This is a genomic window from Zhihengliuella sp. ISTPL4 (genome assembly GCF_002848265.1).
Classification (GTDB): domain Bacteria; phylum Actinomycetota; class Actinomycetes; order Actinomycetales; family Microbacteriaceae; genus Microbacterium.
This window is the reverse complement of record NZ_CP025422.1, coordinates 1,153,744-1,176,362: the sequence shown is the minus strand read 5'-3', so window position 1 is coordinate 1,176,362 and position 22,619 is coordinate 1,153,744. Positions and strand designations below refer to the sequence as shown.

The 22,619-nt window shown below is 69.9% G+C and carries 22 protein-coding genes; 17 read left to right on the top strand and 5 right to left on the bottom strand.

What is annotated here, in order from left to right; genetic code table 11:
• Positions 1-3: 3 nt before the first annotated feature.
• Together CYL12_RS05730 and CYL12_RS05725 are read right to left on the bottom strand one after the other, a co-directional pair.
• Positions 4-657, bottom strand: a complete 654-nt coding sequence (locus CYL12_RS05730) for a response regulator (protein ID WP_101846308.1) — start codon at positions 655-657, stop codon at positions 4-6.
• On the bottom strand, positions 654-2,300 hold the full coding sequence (locus tag CYL12_RS05725; protein WP_101848686.1) for a sensor histidine kinase: 1,647 nt from the start codon (positions 2,298-2,300) through the stop codon (positions 654-656). Before CYL12_RS05725 ends, CYL12_RS05730 begins: the two co-directional genes overlap by 4 nt.
• Before the next feature lie 152 nt (positions 2,301-2,452).
• Here CYL12_RS05725 and CYL12_RS05720 point away from each other — a divergent pair, with 152 nt between their 5' ends.
• A complete protein-coding gene (locus tag CYL12_RS05720; protein ID WP_101846306.1) occupies positions 2,453-4,000 on the top strand; it encodes a CitMHS family transporter in 1,548 nt (515 codons plus the stop codon).
• A gap of 25 nt (positions 4,001-4,025) precedes the next feature.
• Here CYL12_RS05720 and epsC read toward each other — a convergent pair whose 3' ends face one another.
• Together epsC and cysK are read right to left on the bottom strand one after the other, a co-directional pair.
• Entirely contained in the window at positions 4,026-4,595 is a 570-nt protein-coding gene (gene epsC, locus CYL12_RS05715; protein ID WP_101846304.1) for a serine O-acetyltransferase EpsC, read from the bottom strand.
• An 8-nt stretch (positions 4,596-4,603) separates the two neighbouring features.
• Positions 4,604-5,542, bottom strand: a complete 939-nt coding sequence (gene cysK, locus CYL12_RS05710; RefSeq protein WP_101846302.1) for a cysteine synthase A — start codon at positions 5,540-5,542, stop codon at positions 4,604-4,606.
• A 97-nt stretch (positions 5,543-5,639) separates the two neighbouring features.
• Here cysK and prmC point away from each other — a divergent pair, with 97 nt between their 5' ends.
• The 16 genes from prmC to CYL12_RS05630 all read left to right on the top strand — a co-directional run bounded on the left by prmC (position 5,640) and on the right by CYL12_RS05630 (position 21,529).
• The gene (prmC, locus tag CYL12_RS05705; RefSeq protein ID WP_101846300.1) at positions 5,640-6,500 is read left to right on the top strand and encodes a peptide chain release factor N(5)-glutamine methyltransferase; all 861 of its coding nucleotides are present in this window, start codon (positions 5,640-5,642) and stop codon (positions 6,498-6,500) included.
• 52 nt (positions 6,501-6,552) lie between these two features.
• Positions 6,553-7,248, top strand: a complete 696-nt coding sequence (locus CYL12_RS05700; protein WP_101846297.1) for an L-threonylcarbamoyladenylate synthase — start codon at positions 6,553-6,555, stop codon at positions 7,246-7,248.
• The gene (locus tag CYL12_RS05695; RefSeq protein ID WP_101846294.1) at positions 7,245-8,417 is read left to right on the top strand and encodes an MraY family glycosyltransferase; all 1,173 of its coding nucleotides are present in this window, start codon (positions 7,245-7,247) and stop codon (positions 8,415-8,417) included. Before CYL12_RS05700 ends, CYL12_RS05695 begins: the two co-directional genes overlap by 4 nt.
• Positions 8,414-8,932 carry a hypothetical protein gene (locus CYL12_RS05690; protein WP_101846292.1) on the top strand — a complete coding sequence of 173 codons (519 nt, stop codon included), beginning with the start codon at positions 8,414-8,416 and terminating at the stop codon, positions 8,930-8,932. Before CYL12_RS05695 ends, CYL12_RS05690 begins: the two co-directional genes overlap by 4 nt.
• Positions 8,933-9,076: 144 nt before the next feature.
• Complete coding sequence (gene atpB / locus CYL12_RS05685) at positions 9,077-9,865, top strand: F0F1 ATP synthase subunit A (protein ID WP_187614963.1); 789 nt, start codon at positions 9,077-9,079, stop codon at positions 9,863-9,865.
• 43 nt (positions 9,866-9,908) lie between these two features.
• On the top strand, positions 9,909-10,148 hold the full coding sequence (atpE, locus tag CYL12_RS05680; RefSeq protein WP_101846290.1) for an ATP synthase F0 subunit C: 240 nt from the start codon (positions 9,909-9,911) through the stop codon (positions 10,146-10,148).
• Between the two features lie 27 nt (positions 10,149-10,175).
• Positions 10,176-10,751, top strand: a complete 576-nt coding sequence (locus CYL12_RS05675; protein WP_101846288.1) for a F0F1 ATP synthase subunit B — start codon at positions 10,176-10,178, stop codon at positions 10,749-10,751.
• On the top strand, positions 10,751-11,542 hold the full coding sequence (locus CYL12_RS05670; RefSeq protein ID WP_101846286.1) for a F0F1 ATP synthase subunit delta: 792 nt from the start codon (positions 10,751-10,753) through the stop codon (positions 11,540-11,542). Before CYL12_RS05675 ends, CYL12_RS05670 begins: the two co-directional genes overlap by 1 nt.
• Positions 11,543-11,589: 47 nt before the next feature.
• Positions 11,590-13,230: a F0F1 ATP synthase subunit alpha gene (gene atpA / locus CYL12_RS05665; RefSeq protein WP_062634989.1), complete on the top strand. Its 1,641-nt coding sequence runs from the start codon at positions 11,590-11,592 to the stop codon at positions 13,228-13,230.
• Positions 13,231-13,249: 19 nt separating this feature from the next.
• The gene (locus CYL12_RS05660; protein ID WP_025103151.1) at positions 13,250-14,146 is read left to right on the top strand and encodes a F0F1 ATP synthase subunit gamma; all 897 of its coding nucleotides are present in this window, start codon (positions 13,250-13,252) and stop codon (positions 14,144-14,146) included.
• Between the two features lie 26 nt (positions 14,147-14,172).
• Complete coding sequence (atpD, locus tag CYL12_RS05655; protein WP_025103152.1) at positions 14,173-15,627, top strand: F0F1 ATP synthase subunit beta; 1,455 nt, start codon at positions 14,173-14,175, stop codon at positions 15,625-15,627.
• Between the two features lie 2 nt (positions 15,628-15,629).
• Positions 15,630-15,890: a F0F1 ATP synthase subunit epsilon gene (locus tag CYL12_RS05650; RefSeq protein ID WP_025103153.1), complete on the top strand. Its 261-nt coding sequence runs from the start codon at positions 15,630-15,632 to the stop codon at positions 15,888-15,890.
• Positions 15,891-15,963: 73 nt separating this feature from the next.
• Positions 15,964-16,710 carry a YaaA family protein gene (yaaA, locus tag CYL12_RS05645; RefSeq protein ID WP_101846284.1) on the top strand — a complete coding sequence of 249 codons (747 nt, stop codon included), beginning with the start codon at positions 15,964-15,966 and terminating at the stop codon, positions 16,708-16,710.
• Between the two features lie 139 nt (positions 16,711-16,849).
• The gene (locus CYL12_RS05640) at positions 16,850-17,659 is read left to right on the top strand and encodes a large exoprotein (protein ID WP_199399191.1); all 810 of its coding nucleotides are present in this window, start codon (positions 16,850-16,852) and stop codon (positions 17,657-17,659) included.
• A 243-nt stretch (positions 17,660-17,902) separates the two neighbouring features.
• Entirely contained in the window at positions 17,903-18,700 is a 798-nt protein-coding gene (locus CYL12_RS05635) for a PP2C family protein-serine/threonine phosphatase (protein ID WP_101846282.1), read from the top strand.
• Between the two features lie 57 nt (positions 18,701-18,757).
• Complete coding sequence (locus CYL12_RS05630; protein WP_101846280.1) at positions 18,758-21,529, top strand: FtsK/SpoIIIE domain-containing protein; 2,772 nt, start codon at positions 18,758-18,760, stop codon at positions 21,527-21,529.
• A 36-nt stretch (positions 21,530-21,565) separates the two neighbouring features.
• On the opposite strand, the gene CYL12_RS05625 is transcribed toward CYL12_RS05630, so the two are convergent.
• Positions 21,566-22,561: an asparaginase gene (locus CYL12_RS05625; protein WP_101846277.1), complete on the bottom strand. Its 996-nt coding sequence runs from the start codon at positions 22,559-22,561 to the stop codon at positions 21,566-21,568.
• Positions 22,562-22,619: the final 58 nt, after the last annotated feature.

Sequence of the window (22,619 nt, the reverse complement as noted above, 5' to 3'; positions counted from 1 at the left end):
TCGTCAGGTGCGCGCCGCGTACCGATGCTCGGGGCGCCCGGTCGACCCGTATCGCAGCCGTACCTCGACGATCGTCCTGGCGGCGAGAGTCGCGAGGTGTCGTTGCGCCGTGGCCCGTGAGATCCCCACGCGCTCGGCGACCTCCGCGGCGGAGGCCTCGCCGTCGCCGAGCGCCGCGAGCACGCGCTGCTCGGTGGCCGAGCGCGACAGGGAGACCGGCTCGCCGCCGCCGTGCAGGATCGCCAGCGCGCGGTCCACATCCTCCTGCGTGAGGGGACGATCGCCCGCGAGCAGGTTACGGGAGCGGGCGTACCGGTCGAGGAGTCCGGTGAGGGCACGACGCTCGAACGGCTTCATCAGGTAGCCGACGGCGCCCGCGCGCAGCGCGCGTCGCACGGTGGGAGCGTCGTCCGCGGCGGAGATGAGGATCGCGTCGACTCCCGTCTCGCGGACGAGTCCGATGCCGTCGCCGTCGGGGAGATAGACGTCGGCGAGCAGCAGGTCGGGCCGGGTCGAACGCACGAGGTCGCGTGCCTCGGCGCAGGACCGCGCGGTGCCGGTCACGGTGTACCCGGCGTGGTCGTCCACGATCGTCCGGTGCAGATCGGCGACCCGGAAGTCGTCGTCGAGGATGAGTGCACGCAGTGGTTCGGTCATCTGTCCTCCTTCGAAGTGTGCGGAGCGGCGTCGACGGCATCTCCGAGGCGGGCGGCGAACACGGCGCCGTGGTCTGCGCCGCCGGGGTCGATGATCCAGAGGTCGCCGCCGCTCCGGCGCGCGATCTCCGTCGCGAGCGGCAGACCGATTCCGTGCCCGTGCACGCGGTCCCCGCTCCCGCCGTCGTCGGCGCTCGCCTGCGGGTCGGGATCGCGCAGACCGCCGCCGGAGTCGGCCACGGTGACGACGAGCGCGTCGCCGTCGCTCAGCGCGGAGACCTCCACCCATCGCGGCTCCCTGGCGCCCGCGACGGCCGCGACGACGGCGTTGTCGACGAGGTTGCCGAGCACGCTCGCCACGTCTTCCGCCCGACGGACGGTACCGATCAGCTGGGTGTCGTCCGCGATCCGCAGGGCGACGTCCCGCTCGGCGGCCTCCACGCCCTTGGCTCCGAGGAAGGCGTGCAGGAACGGGTCGCCCACGAGGTCGAGTCCGGCGACGGGGAACGCCACCGGACCACGGCTCACCAGCTCGTCGAGGAACGCCCTAGCGTCGTCGACTCGACCGGCGTCGATGAGGCCTGCCGCCACATGAAGGCGGTTCGCGAACTCGTGGCGCTGGACCCGCAGCGCGGAGGTCATCGTCCGGACGGCCTCCAGTCGCTCGGTCAGGGCGATGAGGTCGGTGCGGTCGCGCACGATCAGCACGTCGCCGAGCGCCCGGCCGTCGCGTCGGACCAGACGCGACTCGAGATAGAGCATCCGGTCGCCGACGACCGTCTCCGCCCGGTCGCGGGCTCCGGAAGCGGTGTCTCGTACGACGGAGGGGAGCGGGAGCTCGTCCACGCCGCGGCCGACCGGATCGTGGAGCCCGAGAAGCCGATCCGCCGCGGCGTTGCTCACCCGCACGATGCCATCCTGGTCGACCGCGAGCACGCCGTCCCCGACACCGTTCAGCACCGCGGTCTGATTCTGCACGAGGGCGACCAGCTCCTCGGGCTGCACGCCGAGGGTCAGCCGCTCCCAGCGGCGGCGCAGGAGGAGGAAGGTCAGGAGCGCGAGGGCGAGCGCGCCGGCGGCGGTGAGACCGAGAGCGGCGAGCAGGGGCGGCAGGTCGTCGAAGACGCCGGTGCGCTCGAACCCGACGCTGACCTCGCCGACCGGTGTGCCGGAGTCGTCCCGCACCGGCACCTTCGCCCGGGCGGACTCGCCGAGCGTGCCGGTCTGCCAGTCGACCACCTCGTGGCCCGCCAGCACCTCGGCGAACGGGGTGCTCACCACCTCGCCGATCCGGGAGGGCAGCGGATGCGCGAGGCGGATGCCCGCATCGTCGGTGATGACGACGAACAGCGCGCCGGTGCGCGCCATGACGTCGGTGGCGATCTGCTGCAGCTCTCCGTCGCGCAGCGCTTCCGCGTCCGGCCCGTCGTCCGACGCAGAGATGGTGGCGACCGTGGTCCGCACCTGTGCATCCTCCGCCAGCGTCCTGGCGATCCCGAGGGCGGTCGATTCGGCTTCGGCGCGGAGCTGCTGGACGGCGACGGCGAGATAGACGCCCGTGCAGAGCGCCACGACGAGGACGACGGCGCCCAGATGGAGCAGCAGGGCACGAGTGGCGAACCGGACCCGCTTCTGCGTGGACATCGTCACGTGCTCCTCCCGACGCGCAATATGCGCAGAAGTCACGGTACGCGCAGAACGGCACGGAATGCGGCATACCGCGCTTCGCGTGCCCGGATTGCCTAGCCTCGACGAGATCCGTCAGCGATGACGGAGCCACGACGAAGGAGTCACTCATGCCCCACGCACCGACCGGACTGATCGCTGCTGCCGCGGAGGATGCCCCGGCCTACGACGTCGCTTTCGTGCCACCGGAAGGGGTGCTCGTCGTCCTCGGCTTCACGATGGTCCTCGTGTTCATGACGCTCATCATGACCAAGCGCCTCACGCCCATGGTGGCGTTGATCCTCGTGCCGACCGTCTTCGGCCTGTTCGCAGGGGCGGGGCTCGGGCTCGGCGACATGATCCTCGACTCGATCGGCACCATGGCGCCGACAGCGGCACTGCTGATGTTCGCGATCATGTTCTTCGGCATCATGATCGACGTCGGGCTCTTCGATCCGCTCATCCGGCTGATCACGCGTCTGCTCGGCGATGACCCGGCGAAGGTCGTTCTGGGAACGGCGATCCTCGCGGGCGCGGTGTCCCTCGACGGCGACGGCTCGACGACCTTCATCATCACGACCTCTGCGATGCTGCCCATCTACCTCCGCCTCGGGATGAGCCCCGTCGTCCTCACCTGTGTCGCCGGGCTCATGAACGGCACCCTCAACATCGTCCCGTGGGGTGGACCGACCGTGCGTGCCGCGACCGCGCTCGGCGTGCAGCCGACGGAGATCTTCGTGCCGATGCTCCCGGCGCTGGGAGCGGGGATCATCGTGACGCTCGGTTTCGCCTGGCTCCTCGGACTGGGGGAGCGGCGCCGACTGGGCCGGATCGACGCGGACGGCCGGCTCACCGGTGCCGACGGCGGCGTGCTGGCCGCGGTGCCCCGCATCTTCCGCGGTGCCGAGCTCAAGCCGGGGGCGCGCGCCTCGCTGCGGACCGGCAACCTCGTCGTCGTCGCCGGCGGACGCGCTCCGGTCGCGGCGGCGAGCGTGGACCCCGCGGACACGGCGATGGCCGACACGATGCTGGATCCGGCACGTCCGACCCTGCGCCCGCGCCTGATCTGGTTCAACCTGCTGCTGACCGTCGCGGTGATGGTGCTCCTGGTCATGGACATCCTCCCGCTGCCCTACGTGTTCATGGTCGGGGCCGGCATCGCCCTCCTCGTGAACTTCCGCGGCATCAAGGAGCAGGCGGCGGAGATCGTCGCGCACGCCCCCAGCATCGTCGGCGTCGTGTCGATGGTCATCGCGGCCGGCGTCCTCGTGGGTGTCCTCTCCGGGACCGGCATGGTCGACGCGATGGCGACGTGGATCACGAACGTGCTGCCGCCCGCGCTCGGACCGTTCCTCGCCCCGATCACGGGCGTGCTGTCCATCCCGTTCACGTTCTTCATGTCGAACGACGCCTTCTACTTCGGCATCCTCCCCGTACTCGCGCAGAGCGCCGCCAACTTCGGCATCGATCCGGTGGAGATGGCTCGGGCCTCGATCACCGGGCAGCCGGTGCACCTGCAGAGTCCGCTCGTCCCCGCGATCCTGCTCCTGGTGTCCCTCGCCGGGGTCAACCTCGGAGACCACCATCGCAAGGTGCTATGGCGGGCAGCGACCGTCTCGCTCGTCATGCTGGGGGTCGGCATCCTCGTCGGCGCCGTCCCGTTCTTCGTGGCGCAGTGAGGGCAGCAGGACGCTGCCGCGATCCTCAGATGGAGTAGTCCGGGGCGGTCAGCAGCGCCCTGGTGTCCTCACCGGCGGTCCGCTGGCGCGGCTTCGCGGGCACACCCACGAGCACGCTGTCGGCGGGGGCGTCCTTCGTGACCACGGCGTTGGCACCCACCACCGAACGGGCGCCGACCGTGACGGGGCCGAGGATCTTCGCCCCCGCACCCACGGCGACGCCGTCCCGCAGGGTCGGGTGCCTCTTGCCGACGTCTCGGGTCCGCCCGCCGAGGGTCACGCCGTGGTACATCAGCACGTCGTCACCGATCTCCGCGGTCTCGCCGATCACGACACCCATGCCGTGGTCGATGAAGAACCGGCGGCCGATCCGGGCTCCGGGGTGGATCTCGATGCCCGTCAACCAGCGGGAGACCTGCGACCCCGCGCGAGCGAGGAGCCGAAGGCGCCGTCGCCACAGCGCGTGGGACACGCGGTGTGCCCAGACGGCGTGCAGCCCGGGGTAGAGCAGCGCCACCTCGACCGCGGTGCGTGCGGCCGGGTCACGAAGGCGCGCGGCGGCGATGTCCTCGCGCATTCGCCCGATCATGCCCATCGACGACCTCAGTCCTCGCGCAGGTCCTCGAACAGGGCGGTGGAGAGGTACCGCTCGCCGGTGTCCGGGATGATCACCACGATGGTCTTGCCGGCGTTCTCCGGGCGTGCGGCGACGGTCAGCGCCGCCGACACGGCGGCACCGGAGGACATACCGACCAGCAGGCCCTCCTTCGCCGCGAGGTCGCGGGCCACGCGCAGCGAGTCCTCGAACTCCGCCGTGATGATCTCGTCGAGCACCTCGCGGTCGAGGACGTCCGGCACGAAGTTCGGGCCGATGCCCTGGATCTTGTGCGGTCCGGGGTGCCCTTCGGTGAGGACGGGGGAGTCCTTCGGCTCGACGGCGATGACCTGGATCTCGGGCTTCGCCGCCTTCAAGGCCTGCCCGGTGCCGGTGACCGTGCCGCCCGTGCCGACGCCGGCGATGAAGATGTCGACCGCGCCATCGGTGTCGCGGAGGATCTCCTGCGCGGTGGTCTCACGGTGGATCTGCGGGTTCGCCGCGTTCTCGAACTGGCGGATCCACACGGCGCCGGGGGTCTCGTCGACGATGCGCTTGACCTCCTCGATCGCGCCCTTCATACCCTTGGTGGGATCGGTGAGGACGATCTCCGCGCCGAACGCCTTGAGCAGCACACGGCGCTCCTTCGACATCGAGGCCGGCATGGTGAGGATGACGCGGTAGCCGCGCGCGGCTCCCACCATGGCGAGTGCGATGCCGGTGTTGCCGCTGGTGGACTCCACGATGGTGCCGCCGGGGGCGAGCTCGCCGGCGGCCTCGGCGGCGTTGATCATCGCGATGCCGATGCGGTCCTTCACGCTGGACGCCGGGTTGTAGTACTCGAGCTTCGCGAGCACGGTGGCGCCGAGGCCCTCCGTCACGCGGTTGAGGCGGACGAGCGGGGTGTTCCCGAAAGCGGTGGTGATGTCGGGGTGGATGCCGGACATGGGGGAGCCTTCCTGTGCGGGTGCGCTGCCGGTCCAGCCTAGGCGAGCAGGAGGGGGGAGGGGGCATTGTGACGGCCGCGCACTCTACGCTGGAGCCATGCCCGACCTCTCACTCGCCGCCGCCGTGCGCGCCGCGGCACAGCGTCTCGCCGACGCCGGCGTGCCCGACCCGCTCGTCGACGCCGAGCTGCTCGCCGGACACGTGCGAGGACAGCGCCGCGGCGAGGTACAGGCGGCCGTCGTCCGCGGCGACCTGCTCGCTGACGACGACGCGGCGGCGCTGGACGCCCTCATCGGCCGCCGCGCGGGCCGGGAGCCGCTGCAGCATCTCACCGGCACCGCGCCGTTCCGGCACCTGGAGCTCGCGGTCGGCCCCGGCGTCTTCGTCCCGCGCCCCGAGACGGAGACGGTGGCGCAGTTCGCGATCGATGCCCTCCTGGGCTCGGCGGAGCCGTCGCCGATCGGCATCGACCTCGGCACGGGCAGCGGCGCGATCGCGCTGGCGATGGCCACCGAGGTGCCGCACGCGCGGGTGTACGCCGCGGAGATCTCCCCGGAGGCCCACGCGTGGGCTCGTCGTAACGTCGAGGGCGTCGAGAACCTCACCCTGGTGCTGTCCGATCTCGCGGACGCGTTCCCGGAACTCGACGGCACCGCCACGGTCGTCATCTCCAACCCGCCGTACGTGCCGGCGCAGGCGATCCCGCGTGATCCGGAGGTGCGGCTCTTCGACCCGGCGCTGGCGCTCTACGGCGGAGAGGACGGCCTCGACGTCGTCCGCATGCTCAGCGGTAGGGCGCTGCGCCTGTTGCGGTCGGGCGGCACGCTCGTGATCGAGCACGGCGAGCTGCAGGGTGCCCCGATCCGGGAGCTGCTCACGGCCGACGGGTGGCGAGCCGCGGCCACCCACCGCGATCTGACCCTGCGCGACCGCGCCACCACCGCCGTCCGTCCCTGATCGACGGACGTCGAGCTCGTTCCGGACCACCCCCGCGTAGAATCGAACCGTCATGTCCCCCATCTTCGACTGCAGCGACGAGGCGCAGCTGCTCGCCGGGATGCGCAACGCGCGTCAGGCGATCGGCCGCGGCGACCTCATCGTCATCCCCACCGACACCGTCTACGGCGTCGCCGCCGACGCCTTCTCGCCGCCTGCGGTGCAGCGTCTCCTGGATGCCAAGGGCCGCGGCCGCAATCAGCCGCCGCCTGTCCTCGTCGGCACCAAGGAGACGCTCGCGGCCCTCGCGGAGGAGGTCCCCGAGCCGGTTCACCGTCTCGTCGATGCCTTCTGGCCCGGCGGACTGACGATCGTGCTGCCGGCGCAGCCGTCGCTGGTGTGGGACCTGGGGGAGACGCAGGGCACCGTCGCCGTGCGGATGCCGGAGGGGCGGGTGGTGCTCGAACTGCTCGCTGAGACCGGGCCCCTCGCGGTGTCCAGCGCCAACCTCACCGGCAAGGCGGCGGCGATCTCTGCGCTCGATGCGGAGAAGATGCTCGGCGACAGCGTCGCGGTGTACCTGGACGACGGCATGAGCAAGAACGGCGTCGCCTCCACGATCATCGACGCGACCTCGCTCGTCCGCCGCGGGGCCGATGCCGAGACCGGCGTCGTCCGGATCCTGCGTCAGGGCGTCGTGACGAGGGAGCAGCTGCAGGAGGTCCTGGGCGACCTGCTCGAGCCGGAGCAGCAGGACGGGGATTCGTGAAGCAGTACCTCTTCACGATCATCGTCACCGCCGCGATCACCTTCGTGCTGACGTGGGCGGTGTGGCGGTTGAGCCTCCGCTTCAAGCTGTATCCCGGCATCCGAGAGCGCGACGTGCACACCACGCCCACACCGCGGCTGGGCGGGATCGCGATCTTCCTCGGCATCGTCGCCGCCTTCGCGGTCTCGGCCGCCAACCCGTTCTTCCAGAGCATCTGGACGCCGCCGCAGACCATGTGGTCGATCCTCGCGGCTGCACTGCTCATCGCCGTCATCGGGGTCATGGACGACCTCTGGGACATCGACTGGATGATCAAGCTCGGGGCGCAGTTCCTCGCCGCCGGGATCATCACGGTGGGTGGCGGCCTGCAGATCCTCTCTCTGCCGTTCGGTGACCTGATCGTCGTGTCGAGCTGGCTGAGCATCACGATCACGATGTTCGCGATCGTGATCGTCATGAACGCGGTCAACTTCATCGACGGGCTCGACGGACTCGTCGCCGGTGTCTGCCTCATCTCCAACGGGGTCTTCTTCGCGTACTCGTACATCTTCACGCGGGACTCCGGTGCTTCCAGCTACTTCAACCTCTCGACCTTCCTCGCCGCGGTCCTCATCGGGGCCTGCCTCGGTTTCCTCCCGCTGAACTGGAGCCCGGCGAAGCTGTTCATGGGGGACTCCGGGGCGCTCGTGATCGGTCTGCTGATGGCAACCTCGGCGATCGCGATCACCGGACAGATGGACCCGTCCGCCCTGGACCCGGAGCGCCTCGGGCGCTCGCAACTCATCGGTGCCTTCCTGCCGATCCTCCTGCCGCTGCTCGTGGTGCTCCTGCCTCTGCTGGACTTCGGCCTGGCGGTGCTGCGCCGGATGAGCGCCGGACGCTCGCCGTTCTCGCCGGACCGCAAGCACCTGCACCACCGGATGCTCGACCTCGGGCACCGGGACCGCGACGCGGTCCTCATCTTCTACGCGTGGACGGCCGTGATCTCCCTCGCCGTCCTCCTGATGTACGTCGGCGCGCGGGAGGACTGGCCCGGTCAGTACCTTCCCGGCGTCGCCTTCGGCGTCGTCGGCATCGCCGCGTGCCTCGTCATCACCCTGAGTCCGACCCGCCGACGCAAGACCGACGCGGCCGCTGCGCCCGACCCGATCCCTCTGGAGCCCCGATGAGTCCGAGCCCCGTTTCCAGCACCCCGATCCTGCGTCGCACGCTCGTCTGGTCGGCCGTCGCCACCGTCGTGCTCGCGCTCGTCGCCGGCGGGATCGGCTTCGCCGTGGCGCAGGGGGAGGGCCTGGTCAGCGGGCTTCTCGGCGTGCTCCTCGCCGCCCTGTTCCTCGGCATCACCGGCCTGAGCATCCTCATCGCCAACCGGTGGTACGGAGACCCCCTCTACGTGCAGCTCTTCTTCGCGATCGTGCTGGGCGGGTGGCTGCTCAAGCTCGGCGTCTTCGTCGTCGTGATGATCCTGCTCGCCGGACAGCCGTGGATCGAGCCGATGGTCTTCTTCCTCTCGATCGTGGCGGGCGTGCTGATGTCCCTCATCATCGACGTCGTCGTCCTCACCCAGATGCGCCTGCCGAGCGTCAGCGACACGACCCTGCCCACCGAGGTCCCGGAGGACCGTGCCCCAGGAGCCGCGAACGGTCCTGCGGACGGGCCGGCGGACGCCGCTCCGCGGTCTTAGGGCACCCTTGGATTCTGATAGTGTTGAGGAGTGCCCGCCGCTCGCCCGCGAGCGCTTGCGCTGTGTAGCACACCGACCATCGTCGCCCCGGTTCTGACCGGTGCCCCGAAGCTGGAGCCCGCGCTGTTTAATCTTGCTGCGACCCTGACCCCCCGACTCGCGTCCTCGGATGGCGAGTTCCACGGCCCTTCGATCGATGAGTTCTTCCCGGAGATCCTCTTCCACGTCGGACCCATCCCGGTCAACCGGATCCACCTGATCCAGTTCCTGTCCGTGATCGCCGTCGTCCTGATCCTCTGGCTCGGCACGCGCCGCATGAAGGTCGTGCCCGGACGCTTCCAGAGCCTCGTCGAGATGGGCCTCGGCTTCGTCCGCGGCGGCATCGCGCACGACCTGCTGGGCCGCAAGGACGGCGACCGCTTCCTGCCGATCCTCACCACGATCTTCTTCATGGTGCTGTTCATGAACATCACGGGCATCATCCCGTTCCTGAACATGCCCGGTACGGCCATCATCGCGGTGCCACTCACGCTCGCCGTGGTCAGCTACGTCACGTTCATCTACGCCGGCATCAAGAAGAGCCCGAAGAACTTCTTCAAGAACGCGCTCTTCCCGTCGGGTGTGCCGTGGCCGGTCTACTTCATCGTCACGCCGATCGAGCTCATCTCGACGTTCATCATCCGCCCGGTGACCCTCACCCTGCGACTGCTGATGAACCTCGTCGTCGGCCACATGATCCTGGTCCTCTGCTTCGCAGCGACCCAGTTCTTCTTCTTCACCGCTGGCGGCGGCTGGGCTGCCCTCGGTATCGGAACCCTCGCCTTCGGCGGCGCGTTCACCCTCTTCGAGGTGCTGGTCGCCGTGCTGCAGGCCTACGTCTTCACCGTCCTCACCGCGGTCTACATCCAGCTCGCGGTCGCAGAAGAGCACTGAGCGGGCGGGCAACAGCCCTCCCACCCAACGAAAGGAAAAACCCGTGGACGCAACTACGGTTCTCGCTGAAATCAACGGCCACCTCGCGGCGGTCGGCTACGGCCTCGCGGCCATCGGCCCGGCCATCGGTGTGGGCATCGTGGTCGGCAAGACCATCGAGGGCGTCGCCCGTCAGCCCGAGCTGGCCGGTCGCCTGCAGGTCCTCATGTGGATCGGTATCGCCTTCACCGAGGCGCTTGCGTTCGTCGGCATCGCCGTCGGATTCATCCCCTTCCCCGCGTAATCACCACCGACTTCTGAAGGAGACAGGATGCTGAACGCTCTTGTCACGAACCTCGCGGCTGAGGGTGAGGCGGCGAACAACCCGCTGATCCCCGCGTGGTACGACATCATCTGGTCGGGCTTCTGGTTCCTCATCATCCTCATCGTCGTGTGGAAGGTCGCCCTTCCCCGTCTGACGAAGATGCTCGACGAGCGGTCCGCCGCCATCGAGGGCAACATCGCCAAGGCCGATGAGGCGCAGAAGCAGGCGGAAGCGGCTCTCGAGGAGTACACCCGGCAGCTCGCCGAGGCGCGCACCGAGGCCGGCGAGATCCGCGAGGCCGCCCGTGAGGACGGCAAGAAGATCATCGCCGAGGCGAAGGAGACCGCAGCCAGCGAGGCCGCGCGTCTGACCGCCACCGCGCACACGCAGATCGAGGCCGAGCGCCAGACGGCCCTCGTCTCCCTGCGCAGCGAGGTCGGTTCGCTCGCTCTCGACCTCGCCGGCGGCGTGGTCGGCGAGACGCTCTCCGACGACGCTCGCGCGGCCGCCGTGGTCGACCGCTTCCTCGCCGATCTCGAAGCATCCGAGAAGGCGGCTCAGGTACCGGGCGGGCAGTCCTAATGGGCAGCGCGACCGCTCAGGCACTCGCGGCATCCACGCAGACGCTTGCCGCAGCGAAGGACGTCACCCTCGAGACCGCGCGCGAGCTGTTCGTCGCCGCGCGTGCCGTGGGCGAATCGTCTCAGCTGAGCGGCGCGCTGGCCGACCCCTCGGCTCCCGCCTCGGCGCGACAGAACGTCGTGTCCGCGGTCTTCGGGCAGTACGGCTCCGCGACGCAGGACGTCCTGCGCAGCGCGGTCGCCGAGCGCTGGTCGAACGCCTCGGAGCTGATCGACGGTCTCGAGGAGCTCGCGATCCGGGCGGCGACCATCGCCGAGCCCGGCGCGGACATCGAGGGAGAGCTCTTCGGCTTCTCGCGGGCGATCGCGGCGAACCCGGAGCTCGAGCTCGCTCTCGGCAGCCGGCTCGGGGGAGAGGACGCGAAGGCCGCTCTGGTCGAGCGCCTCCTCGTCGATGCCTCTGCCAGCGCTCCGACGGCCCTCATCGTCACGTCCCTCGTGCGTCAGCCGCGCGAGCGCCGGGTGCGGCAGCTGCTGAGCCGGGCGATGCGCATCGTCTCGAGCCAGCGCGGCCGTCTCGTGGCCACGGTGCACACGGCGACCGAGCTCAGCGACGCGCAGCGCACGCGACTCGGCCAGACGCTCTCGCAGCGATACGGCGGCCAGGTGTCCCTCAACGTCGTCATCGACCCCAGCGTCGTCGGAGGCCTGCGCGTGCAGATCGCCGATGACGTCATCGACGGCAGCATCTCCGCACGACTCGCCGACCTTCGCCAGAAGCTCGCGGGCTAACACGACTTCGCGCGGGGAACCGCGCACCCAGATACAAAGGGAAGACAATGGCAGAACTATCGATCAGCCCCGACGTCATCCGTGACGCGCTGAAGGATTTCGCCGCCGCGTACGAGCCCACCGGGGCCGCGGCGACCGAGGTCGGCACCGTCATCGACGCCGCCGACGGCATCGCTCACGTCGAGGGACTTCCCGGCGTCATGGCGAACGAGCTCGTGACCTTCGCCGACGGCACCAAGGGTCTCGCGCTGAACCTCGACGAGCACGAGATCGGCGTCGTCGTCCTCGGCGACTTCACCGGCATCGAGGCCGGTCAGGAAGTCACCCGCACGGGTGAGGTCCTCTCCGTCCCGGTCGGTGACGGCTACCTCGGCCGCGTCGTCGACCCGCTCGGCAACCCGATCGACGGCCTCGGCGCGATCGCGACCGAGGGTGTCCGCGAGCTCGAGCTCCAGGCCCCCGGCGTCATGCAGCGCAAGTCGGTCCACGAGCCCATGCAGACCGGCATCAAGGCGATCGACGCGATGATCCCGGTCGGCCGCGGCCAGCGCCAGCTCATCATCGGCGACCGCCAGACCGGCAAGACGGCCATCGCGATCGACACGATCATCAACCAGAAGGCCAACTGGGAGTCCGGCGACGTCAACAAGCAGGTCCGCTGCATCTACGTCGCCATCGGCCAGAAGGGCTCGACCATCGCTTCGGTGAAGGGCGCGCTCGAAGAGGCCGGAGCTCTGGAGTACACCACCATCGTGGCCGCTCCTGCGTCCGACCCCGCCGGCTTCAAGTACCTCGCTCCGTACACCGGCTCGGCCATCGGCCAGCACTGGATGTACGGCGGCAAGCACGTCCTCATCATCTTCGACGACCTGTCGAAGCAGGCCGAGGCCTACCGCGCCGTCTCCCTGCTGCTCCGCCGCCCGCCGGGCCGCGAGGCCTACCCCGGCGACGTCTTCTACCTGCACTCGCGTCTGCTCGAGCGGTGCGCGAAGCTCTCCGACGAGCTCGGCGCGGGCTCGATGACGGGCCTTCCGATCATCGAGACCAAGGCGAACGACGTCTCGGCGTACATCCCGACCAATGTGATCTCGATCACCGACGGCCAGATCTTCCTCCAGTCCGACCTCTTCAACGCCAACCAGCGTCCGGCGGTCGACGTGGGTATCTCGGTGTCGCGTGTCGGTGGTGACGCCCAGGTGAAGTCGATCAAGAAGGTCTCCGGAACGTTGAAGCTGGAGCTGGCGCAGTACCGCTCGCTCGAGGCGTTCGCGATGTTCGCGTCGGACCTCGACGCCGCGTCGCGCCGTCAGCTCTCGCGCGGTGCCCGTCTGACCGAGCTGCTCAAGCAGCCGCAGTACTCGCCGTACCCGGTGGAGGAGCAGGTCGTCTCGATCTGGGCCGGCACCAACGGCAAGCTCGACTCGATCGAGGTCGAGGACGTGCTGCGCTTCGAGCGCGAGCTGCTCGACTACCTGCGTCGCAACACGAAGGTGCTCGACACCCTGCGGGAGACGAACGTGCTGGACGACGCGACCGTCGCCGAGCTCGACAAGCAGACCGACAACTTCCTCCTGGAGTTCCAGGGCGGCAAGGGTCACGCCATCGGCGCCCCCGGCCACGAGGAGCACGCTGCGGCCGAGGCCGAGGACGTCAACCAGGAGAAGATCGTCAAGGGTCGTCGCGCGTAATCGCGTGAGGTACTGATTCATGGGCGCTCAACTCAGGGTCTACAAGCAGAAGATCTCTTCTGCTCAGACGACCAAGAAGATCACGAAGGCGATGGAACTCATCGCGGCTTCGCGCATCCAGAAGGCGATGGCACGCGTCAAGGCGTCCACCCCCTTCGCGCGGGCCGTGACGAGGGCCGTGTCCGCCGTCGCGACGCACTCGAACGTCGACCACCCGCTCACCCGCGAGCCCGAGACGATCCGCCGTTCCGCGGTCGTGATCTTCTCGTCGGACCGTGGTCTCGCCGGAGCCTTCAACTCGCAGATCCTCCGTGAGGGTCTCGAGGTGGCGGAGCTCCTGCGCGAACAGGGCAAGGAGCCGGTGTTCTACCTCGTGGGCCGCAAGGCCGTCGGGTACTTCCAGTTCCGTCGTATCGAAGCCGCTGCAGAGTGGACCGGCGACACCGACACCCCCTCGTTCCACACGGCGGAGGAGATCTCGCAGACGCTTCTCGAGGCCTTCAACCGTGGGGGAGAGGACGGCGGCGTCGACGAGATCCACCTCGTGTACAACCGCTTCGTCAGCATGATGACGCAGTCGCCGGAGTCCGTGCGCCTGCTGCCGCTGGAGATCGCGGAGGCCGACGACTCGGAGGCGGGCAGCACCGTCTACCCGCTGTACGAGTTCGAGCCCGACGCCGAGACGGTGCTCGACGCGATCCTGCCGGTGTACATCCAGAGCCGCGTCTTCAACGCCCTCCTGCAGTCGTCCGCCGCTAAGCAGGCCGCGACGCAGAAGGCGATGAAGTCGGCCAGCGACAACGCCGACAAGCTCATCACCGACTACACCCGCCTGCGCAACAACGCGCGTCAGGCCGAGATCACCCAGCAGATCGCCGAGATCGTCGGTGGCGCCGACGCTCTCGCATCGAGCTGACAGACCCTCAGGAAAGAGACGAAGAAATGACCACCACCGCCACGGCTGAGCAGCCGGCGACCGCGGTCGTCGGGCGCGTCGCCCGCGTCAACGGTCCGGTTGTCGACATCGAGTTCCCGCACGACTCGATCCCCGACATCTACAACGCGCTGAAGACGACGATCACGATCGGCGAGGAGTCCACCGAGATCACGCTCGAGGTCGCACAGCACCTCGGCGACGACCTGGTCCGCGCCATCGCCCTGAAGCCGACCGACGGCATCGTCCGCGGTCAGGAGGTGCGTGACACCGGTGAGGCCATCTCGGTCCCCGTCGGTGACATCACCAAGGGCAAGGTCTTCAACGTGATCGGCGAGGTCCTCAACGGCGAGCCCGGTGAGACCATCGAGGTCACGGAGCGCTGGCCCATCCACCGCAAGGCCCCGAACTTCGACCAGCTCGAGTCGAAGACCACGATGTTCGAGACGGGCATCAAGTCGATCGACCTCCTCACCCCGTACGTGCAGGGTGGAAAGATCGGTCTCTTCGGTGGTGCCGGTGTCGGCAAGACCGTCCTCATCCAGGAGATGATCCAGCGCGTCGCGCAGGACCACGGTGGTGTGTCGGTGTTCGCCGGTGTCGGTGAGCGCACCCGTGAGGGCAACGACCTCATCCACGAGATGGAGGAGGCGGGCGTCTTCGACAAGACCGCCCTCGTCTTCGGCCAGATGGACGAGCCGCCGGGGACGCGTCTGCGCGTCGCCCTGTCGGCTCTGACGATGGCGGAGTACTTCCGTGACGTGCAGAAGCAGGACGTGCTGCTCTTCATCGACAACATCTTCCGCTTCACGCAGGCCGGTTCCGAGGTCTCCACGCTGCTGGGCCGCATGCCCTCCGCCGTGGGTTACCAGCCGAACCTCGCCGACGAGATGGGCCTCCTCCAGGAGCGCATCACCTCGACGCGTGGTCACTCGATCACCTCGCTGCAGGCGATCTACGTGCCGGCCGATGACTACACCGACCCGGCTCCTGCCACGACCTTCGCGCACCTCGACGCGACGACCGAGCTCTCTCGTGAGATCGCGTCGAAGGGTCTGTACCCGGCCATCGACCCGCTGACCTCGACGTCGCGCATCATGGACCCCCGCTACTTGGGCGAGGACCACTACCGCGTGGCCACCACGGTCAAGCAGATCCTCCAGAAGAACAAGGAGCTGCAGGAGATCATCGCCATCCTCGGTGTCGACGAGCTCTCCGAGGAAGACAAGATCGTCGTGTCGCGTGCACGCCGCATCCAGCAGTTCCTCTCGCAGAACACCTACATGGCGAAGAAGTTCACGGGCGTCGAGGGCTCGACCGTGCCGCTGAAGGAGACCATCGAGTCGTTCGATGCGATCACCCGCGGTGACTTCGACCACGTCGCCGAGCAGGCCTTCTTCAACGTCGGTGGCATCTCCGACGTGGAGGAGCGCTGGGCGCAGATCCAGAAGGAGAACGCCTGACCATGGCGCTGCACGTCAGCCTCGTCTCCGCCGACGCGGAGGTCTGGACGGGAGAGGCGAGCCTCGTCGTCGCCAAGACCGTCGAGGGCGAGATCGGCTTCATGTCCGGTCACGAGCCGGTGCTGGCCATCCTCGCCGAGGGTCAGGTCCGGATCACCCAGACGGATGGTGCCAAGGTGCTCGCGAACGCACAGGACGGCTTCCTCTCCATGGAGGGCGACGTCCTGACGATCGTGGCCGGCAACGCGGCACTCATCTCCTGACAGTTCTGAACAACGCGTCCGCCTCGACACCCGCTGGGGTGTCGAGGCGGACGTGTCTCTTTCCCGAGGTCCCATGAAGATCCTGCTTCCGCCGTCCGAGACGAAGCGCGAGGGCGGCGACGGCAGCCCGCTGGACGTGTCCGCGCTGGCACTACCCAGCCTCGCGCCTCAACGGAGCGCCGTGATCGACGCGCTCATCGCTCTCGCGGGCGACGACGACGCAGCCCGGCGGGTCCTCAAGCTCAGCGAACGGCAGCGGGGGGACATCGCGCACAACCGCGCGCTCTGGACCGCACCCACGATGCCCGCGGTGGACCGGTACACCGGCGTGCTGTTCGATGCGCTCGACGCGGCATCGCTGTCCGCCGCGTCCCGGCGCTGGCTGGATGCCCATGTGTGGATCCACAGCGCCCCGCTCGGCCCGGTCGCCGCCCTGGACCGGATTCCGACCTATCGGCTCGCCGCCGGGACATCGTTGCCCGGGCTCGCGCCGCTCCGTCGCCACTGGGCCGGACCGACGGCCGCGGCGATCAGCGCGGATGCCCCCGCGTTCGTGCTCGATCTGCGCAGCGAGGCCTACGCCGCCCTGGGCCCTGTGCCGGACGAGGTGCCGTCGGCGTACGTGCGGGTGGTGACGGCTCAGGGGAGAGCCCTGAACCACTTCAACAAGAAGTCCAAAGGGTTGCTCGTGCGGGCGCTGGCAGACGATCGTCCGCGCCTCGGCTCCCTTCGCGCCCTGCACCGCTGGGCCGAGGCGCATGACTTCGTGCTCCGGGACGGAGCGGAGACCGGGGAGATCGAGCTGGTCGTCGCCGACTGACGCCCGCTCCGGGCCCGGCGAATCGCCCCGGGCGGTCGTTGCCGCCCCCTGGGCGCACCGCTACCATGTCCAATGCGAGGCGGGGAGTCTCGTGGTGGGGGACGAAAGCCGTCTCCCCTGACCAGAGAATGTGAGCCTCATGGGTTACGACGACTACGGAGCGGGCTATCTCGGCTTGCTCTTCGCCTACTTCTTCGTCATTCTGCTGATCGCGGTCGCCGGGTATGTCCTGGTGTCCCTGTTCTACATGAAGATCTTCCAGAAGGCCGGGGTCCAGGGCAACTGGCGTGCCTGGGTGCCGGTGTACAACACCATGATCTTCTTCAAGCTGGGCGATCTGAGCCCGTGGCTGGTCCTCTACGGCATCGCGGGTGCCGCCCTGCTGAGCTGGATCGGCATCGGCTTCCTCTTCTCGCTCGCTCTCGGGGTGCTCTCTGTCATCGCCGCGTGGCGCGTCGGGCTCAAGCTCCAGAAGGACGCCGTCTGGGTCGTCCTCTACGTCTTCCTCGCCGTCGTCTGGCTCGGCATCAACGCCTTCGACAAGTCGCGCTGGAACCCGAACATCCAGCCGGCGTCCTGGGCGGGCAACGGGTTCCTCGGCGACCGCACGGTCTGGGACGGCATCCCCGTCCAGCCGGCCGCGGCCGCGCCGCAGCAGGGCTACGGTGCGCCGCAGGGTTACGGGGCACCGCAGGGCTACGGCACCCCGCCGCAGGGGTACGCCCCGCCCACGCAGGCGTACACGCCCCCGCCCGCTCCCGGCTACGCGCCGCCGGCTGCTCCGGCCGCGCCTGCCACGGGCGCGCCGATCCCTCCGGTTCCGCCGACCACGCCGCCGGCGCCTCCCGCTGCTCCGCCCACGACGCCGCCGGCACCGCCCGCTGCTCCTCCGACGGCACCGCCGGCACCGCCGACCGCGCCGAACGACCCGACGCAGCCGCCGGCGTGACGCACTGACGAAGAACCCCCGGTCCCCGGACCGGGGGTTCTTCGCATCCGCGGCGCCTGCAGGTCTCCGTGTGCCGCTAACGTGGAGGCATGGACTCGTCGCAGCGGAGGGCAGCCGTCCTCCTCCCTTCGCCCCGCGCTCCGATCTCCACGAGCCCGGTGCGACTCCGAGGAGCGAGTTCCACTACGATGTGTGAGTATCCTGCGCTCGCCCCATCCGCCGCAGGTCCATCGGAGGCAGTTCGTGGCTGAGACCAAGACGCACACCGTCACGGTTGCGCATCGTCCGTTGCTGCTGTCCTGGGCCGGGGTCACCGACCAGGGGCGCCGCAGGGAGACGAACCAGGACGCGCTCCTCGCCGAGTTCCCGCTCTTCATCGTGGCGGATGGCATGGGCGGTCACGCCGGCGGCGAGATCGCCAGCCAGAGCACGGTCGCCCGTCTGCGGGCCGTGGTCGATGCGGACGAGGTGAACCCCTCCGCGATCGAGAAGGCCCTCGCTCTCGCCGTGGATGACATCGCCGAGCATCCGGACACCACCGACGAGGGCACCGGCACCACGCTCACCGGCATATACCTGGATGAGCGGGGCGCAGAGCCGCACTGGGTGGCGCTCAACATCGGCGACTCCCGGGTGTACCTGCTCCGCGACGACCGGCTCCTTCAGGTCACGACCGATCACTCCGTCGTTCAGGAGCTCATCACGGCCGGCAAGCTGAGCCCGGAGGAGGCCGAGGGCCACCCCTACAGCAACGTGATCACGCGCGCGGTGGGTGCGAGCGAGTTGACGGCGCCGGACTACGTCACGATCGACGTGCGCCCCGGGGACCGCTTCGTGATCTGTTCCGACGGCCTCACCAAGGAACTCACGGACTACGGCATCCAGCATTTCCTCCGTGCGCATGCCGACCCGGCGGAGAGCGTGGACGCGATGCTCGCCGCGGCGCTGGAGAACGGTGGGCGCGACAATGTCACGCTGATCGTGCTGCAGGTGAACGACCCCGAGGACTCCTCCTCCCCATCTGGCGCGCCGGCGGAGTAGCGCTCCGTCCCCTGTGGAGGACGGCGTCTCCTTCCGGGGATCAGGTTCCCTGGGGACATGGACCCCTCGCCTCTGCTGCTTCCGTCTGCATCCGCACCACCCCGCCGCACGGCGCTGCCGCTCGTCGCGGCCGTCGCCCCGGCGGGGTTCGGCCTGGCTCTGTGGCTCATGACCGGTGCGGTGCACGCGCTGTGGTTCGCAGCGCTCGGTCCGTTGATGATGGGTGCCTCTCTGCTCGACACCGCCCGAGGACGCCGCCGGGCCCGCAAGGCCGACGAGGCGCGGATCCGCGCGGCATGGAGTGAGCTCGAGGCGGAGCTGCATCGTCGTCACGCCGAGGAGCGAGCCGAGGAGGAGCGACGTCATCCGGATGCTGCGGCGTGCGTGGCGAACCGGCCGCTGCGCGATGCGCGACCGCCCGGCCGCGACACCGCCGTCGTCGTCGGACGCGGCTCGCGGGCGAGCGTGGTGCGCTGCGATGGCGGAGACGACGAGCGCGGTCAGGAGTTCCGGCGGCGGTGCGCCGTGCTGGAGGACGCTCCGGTGCCGGTCCCGCTCGGGGGCGGAGTATGCCTGCGCGGTCCCGAACCACTGGTGGCTGCTGCGGCGCGGGCCCTTGTCGTCCAGCTCTGTCTGCGCTTCTCGCCGAGCGTGCTGTCCCTCGTCGGCGCAGGGGAGCACCGTGGTGCTCTCGCGCCCTTCCCACACACAAGGAGATCCCGACGCGGCGGATTCCAGCTCGCCGTCGCCGCGGAGGGATCGTCGGTGCCCAACGCCGATGCCGTGATCTGGACCATGTCGACCGGCGCAGAGGTCCCGGAGGGCGTCACGACGGTGATCGACATCGAGGAACCCGGCGCGGCGACGCTGCGTACCCCGGACGGCGCGATGGGGCTCGGCGTGGAGTTCTTCTCGTCCGCTCAGGCGGCGGCCGCCGCGGAACGGCACGGCGGTCGGGACAGGGAAGCCGACGAGACGGCAACGGCCGTGCTGCTCCACGAGCTTCCGCAGCCTGCGCCCGGTCCGGGACTCGTCGTCGCGCTCGGACGCGGGACACTGGGAGCCGCCGTGGCGGTTGACATCGTCGAGGACGGTCCGCACGCGATCATCACGGGGATGACCGGGACGAGCAAGAGCGAACTCCTCGTGAGCTGGGTCACCGCCATCTGCGCCGTCCACGGACCGGAGCAGGTGAGTTTCCTCCTCGCCGATTTCAAAGGAGGAACGGCCTTCGCCCGGCTGCGGGGGCTGCCGCAGGTCGTCGGAGTCCTCACGGACCTCGACGAGACGGAGGCCCGGCGGGGCGTCGCGAGCCTTGCCGCGGAGATGCGCCGCCGGGAGAGCGCCCTCGCCGCATCGGGCGCGCGCGACGTGCGCGAGACCGCGCTGCCGCGGCTGGTGATCGTCGTCGACGAGTTCGCCGCCCTGCTGCAGGAGCACACCGAACTGGCCGCCGTCTTCACCGACATCGCGGCGCGGGGGCGCGCCCTCGGTATGCACCTGATCCTCGGCACGCAGCGCGCCGCCGGCGTCTTCCGCGACGCGCTCGCGACGAACTGTCCGCTGCGGATCAGTCTGCGCGTCGCCGAGGCCGCCGACAGCAGGGCGATGCTCGGGACCGCCGGAGCCGCCGAACTCCCCGGAGGTCAGGAGGGCCGCGGGATCGCCCTGGTACGGCGTCCGCAGGACGACGAACCCCGTCCGATCCGCGTCGCGCTCACGGATGACGACTTCCTCCGACAGGTCGTCGAGCGGTGGGCCGGCGCGTCCGCGGTCCTGCCACCATGGCATCCGGCTCTTCCCGCGCGACTGCCGCTCGCTGGACTCCTGATCGAACGCGGTGGTGAGCCACAGGGTTCGGTGGCGGGATCACCCCTTGTGCTCGGACGCGCCGACGAGCCGGAGCGCCAGTCCCAGCCGCTGGAGGTCCTGCGCCCCGGGCGCGATCGCGGTCTCGTCGTCCTCGGTGCACCGGGGACCGGGAGGACGACCGCTCTACGCGTGATCGCCGCGCAGCACCCGGGGAGCGTGTGGTTCCCTGACGACCCCGAGGCCGCCGTCGATCTGCTCGGGGCATGGGGGAGTGGTGGTGCAGCGCTGCCCGAGGTCGTGCTCGCCGACGATCTCGACCTGCTTCATGACCTCCTGCCCGGGGAGTATGGGCAGGAGTTCGTCCAGCGGTGGGAACAGCTCGTGCGTTCCTCGCCCGCCGTCACCTGGGTGCTGGCGGCGACGCGGGCTGCGGGCCCGCTGTCACGTGTGATGGACGCGCTGCCGCGGCGGGCCCTCCTCCGGATGTCGACGCGGGTGGAGCATCTCGCCGCGGGCGGGGAGGTCGCGGACTTCCGGCGGGACCGGCCGGCGGGCCGTGCGGTGCTCGGGGGGCGCGAGCTGCAGTTCGCGTGGGGGGGAGACGAGGACGCGCCGCGCCGCACCGCGGAGTCGTCCGGGGACGCGCGGCACGCCTGGGCGCCGGAGACCGAGATGACGGCCCTGGTCACCCCGGGTGCTCCCGGGGTCGCCGCGACGCTCGCCGCAGCGCATCCCGAGTGGGACGTGGAGCACGCCGGACCGGAGGCGACCGGGAACGGGAAGCCCCTCGTGCTCGTCGCCGACGCCGAGACCTGGCAGCGTCACTGGGCGCTGTGGCTGCACGTGCGGTCGCAGGGTGAGGTGCTCATCCGCGCGGAGCGGCCCAGCGAGCTCCGTCAGCTCATCGGCGTGCGTCATCTGCCGCCCTATGCGCGGCCGGACGCGGGACGGGCGTGGTCTGTCATCGGAGACCGTCCGCCGCGCCGGGTGATCCTTCCCGACCTGGTGCGACCGTGATCGCCTCTCATCGGGTCCCGGCCCGCCGAGGTGGCGTCAGATCCCGGAGCCGGGGCGGACGACGCCGACCGGCGCGCCACCCCCGAGCACGGCCAGCGGCAGCGCGTCGGCCAGGGCGGTGACATCGGCGTCGGTGAGACCGCCCGCACGCGCCAGCAGCGTGGCGGCCACGATCGTCGACGCCCGTGCACCGCCGTCGAGCATCTTCAGCGCGACCGTCGTCCCGTTCGGCGCCACCATCACCATGACACCTTCCGCGCCGCCCTTGGCGAAGACGCCGAGTCGCTCGATCGCGATCGTGTCCGGGCGTCCGGGGCCGTCGATGGTCCAGGGGTTCTCCCGGACCGCCTTGACCAACGACCCGGCCACGCGGTGCAGGGCGAAGGGAGAACGCTCCGATGCCGTGCCGATGCGGTGGATCGCCCTGGCCAGCCCGGTGAGGGTGAGCGCGTACACAGGAGCGCCGCAGCCGTCGATCGCCGTGTGCGCCATCTTCTCGCCGGTGAGCCGTTCGATGACGTCGCGGATGTGCGCCTGGAGCGGGTGCGAGGGGTCGAGGTAGCCGTCGGTGGGCCAGCCGGTCGCGATGCAGGCGCGGAGCATGGCGGCGTGCTTCCCCGAGCAGTTCATACGGACGCGCGCCTCCTGGCCGTGCTCGCGCACCATCTCGTCGCGGGTCGCGGAGTCGCTCGGCCATGCCGGGGGGCACGCGAGGTCGTCCTCGTTGAGGCCGCCGGTGGTGAGCATCTCGCGTACGACCTCGGCGTGCCGGTCGGTTCCGGAGTGGCTCGCGGTGGACAGCGCCAGCTGCTCGCCCTCGAGCACGGCGCCCGCCGTGAGGCAGGCGACCGCCTGCAGCGGCTTCAGGCTGGAGCGCGGGAGGATCAGCGCATCCGCGTTCCCGTGCCGAGCGACCACCTCGCCCTCGGGTGACAGCACGACGGCCGCACCGGCATGACGCGACTCGATGAAGCCGCTCCGCTCCACGACGGCGAGTTCGACGGAATCCTGAACGGTGAGAGTCTCCAGCACCCGACAACTCTACCGGCGGGTGCGGCTGCCCTCCGTCGGGGTGCTCCGGTGTCGCGGT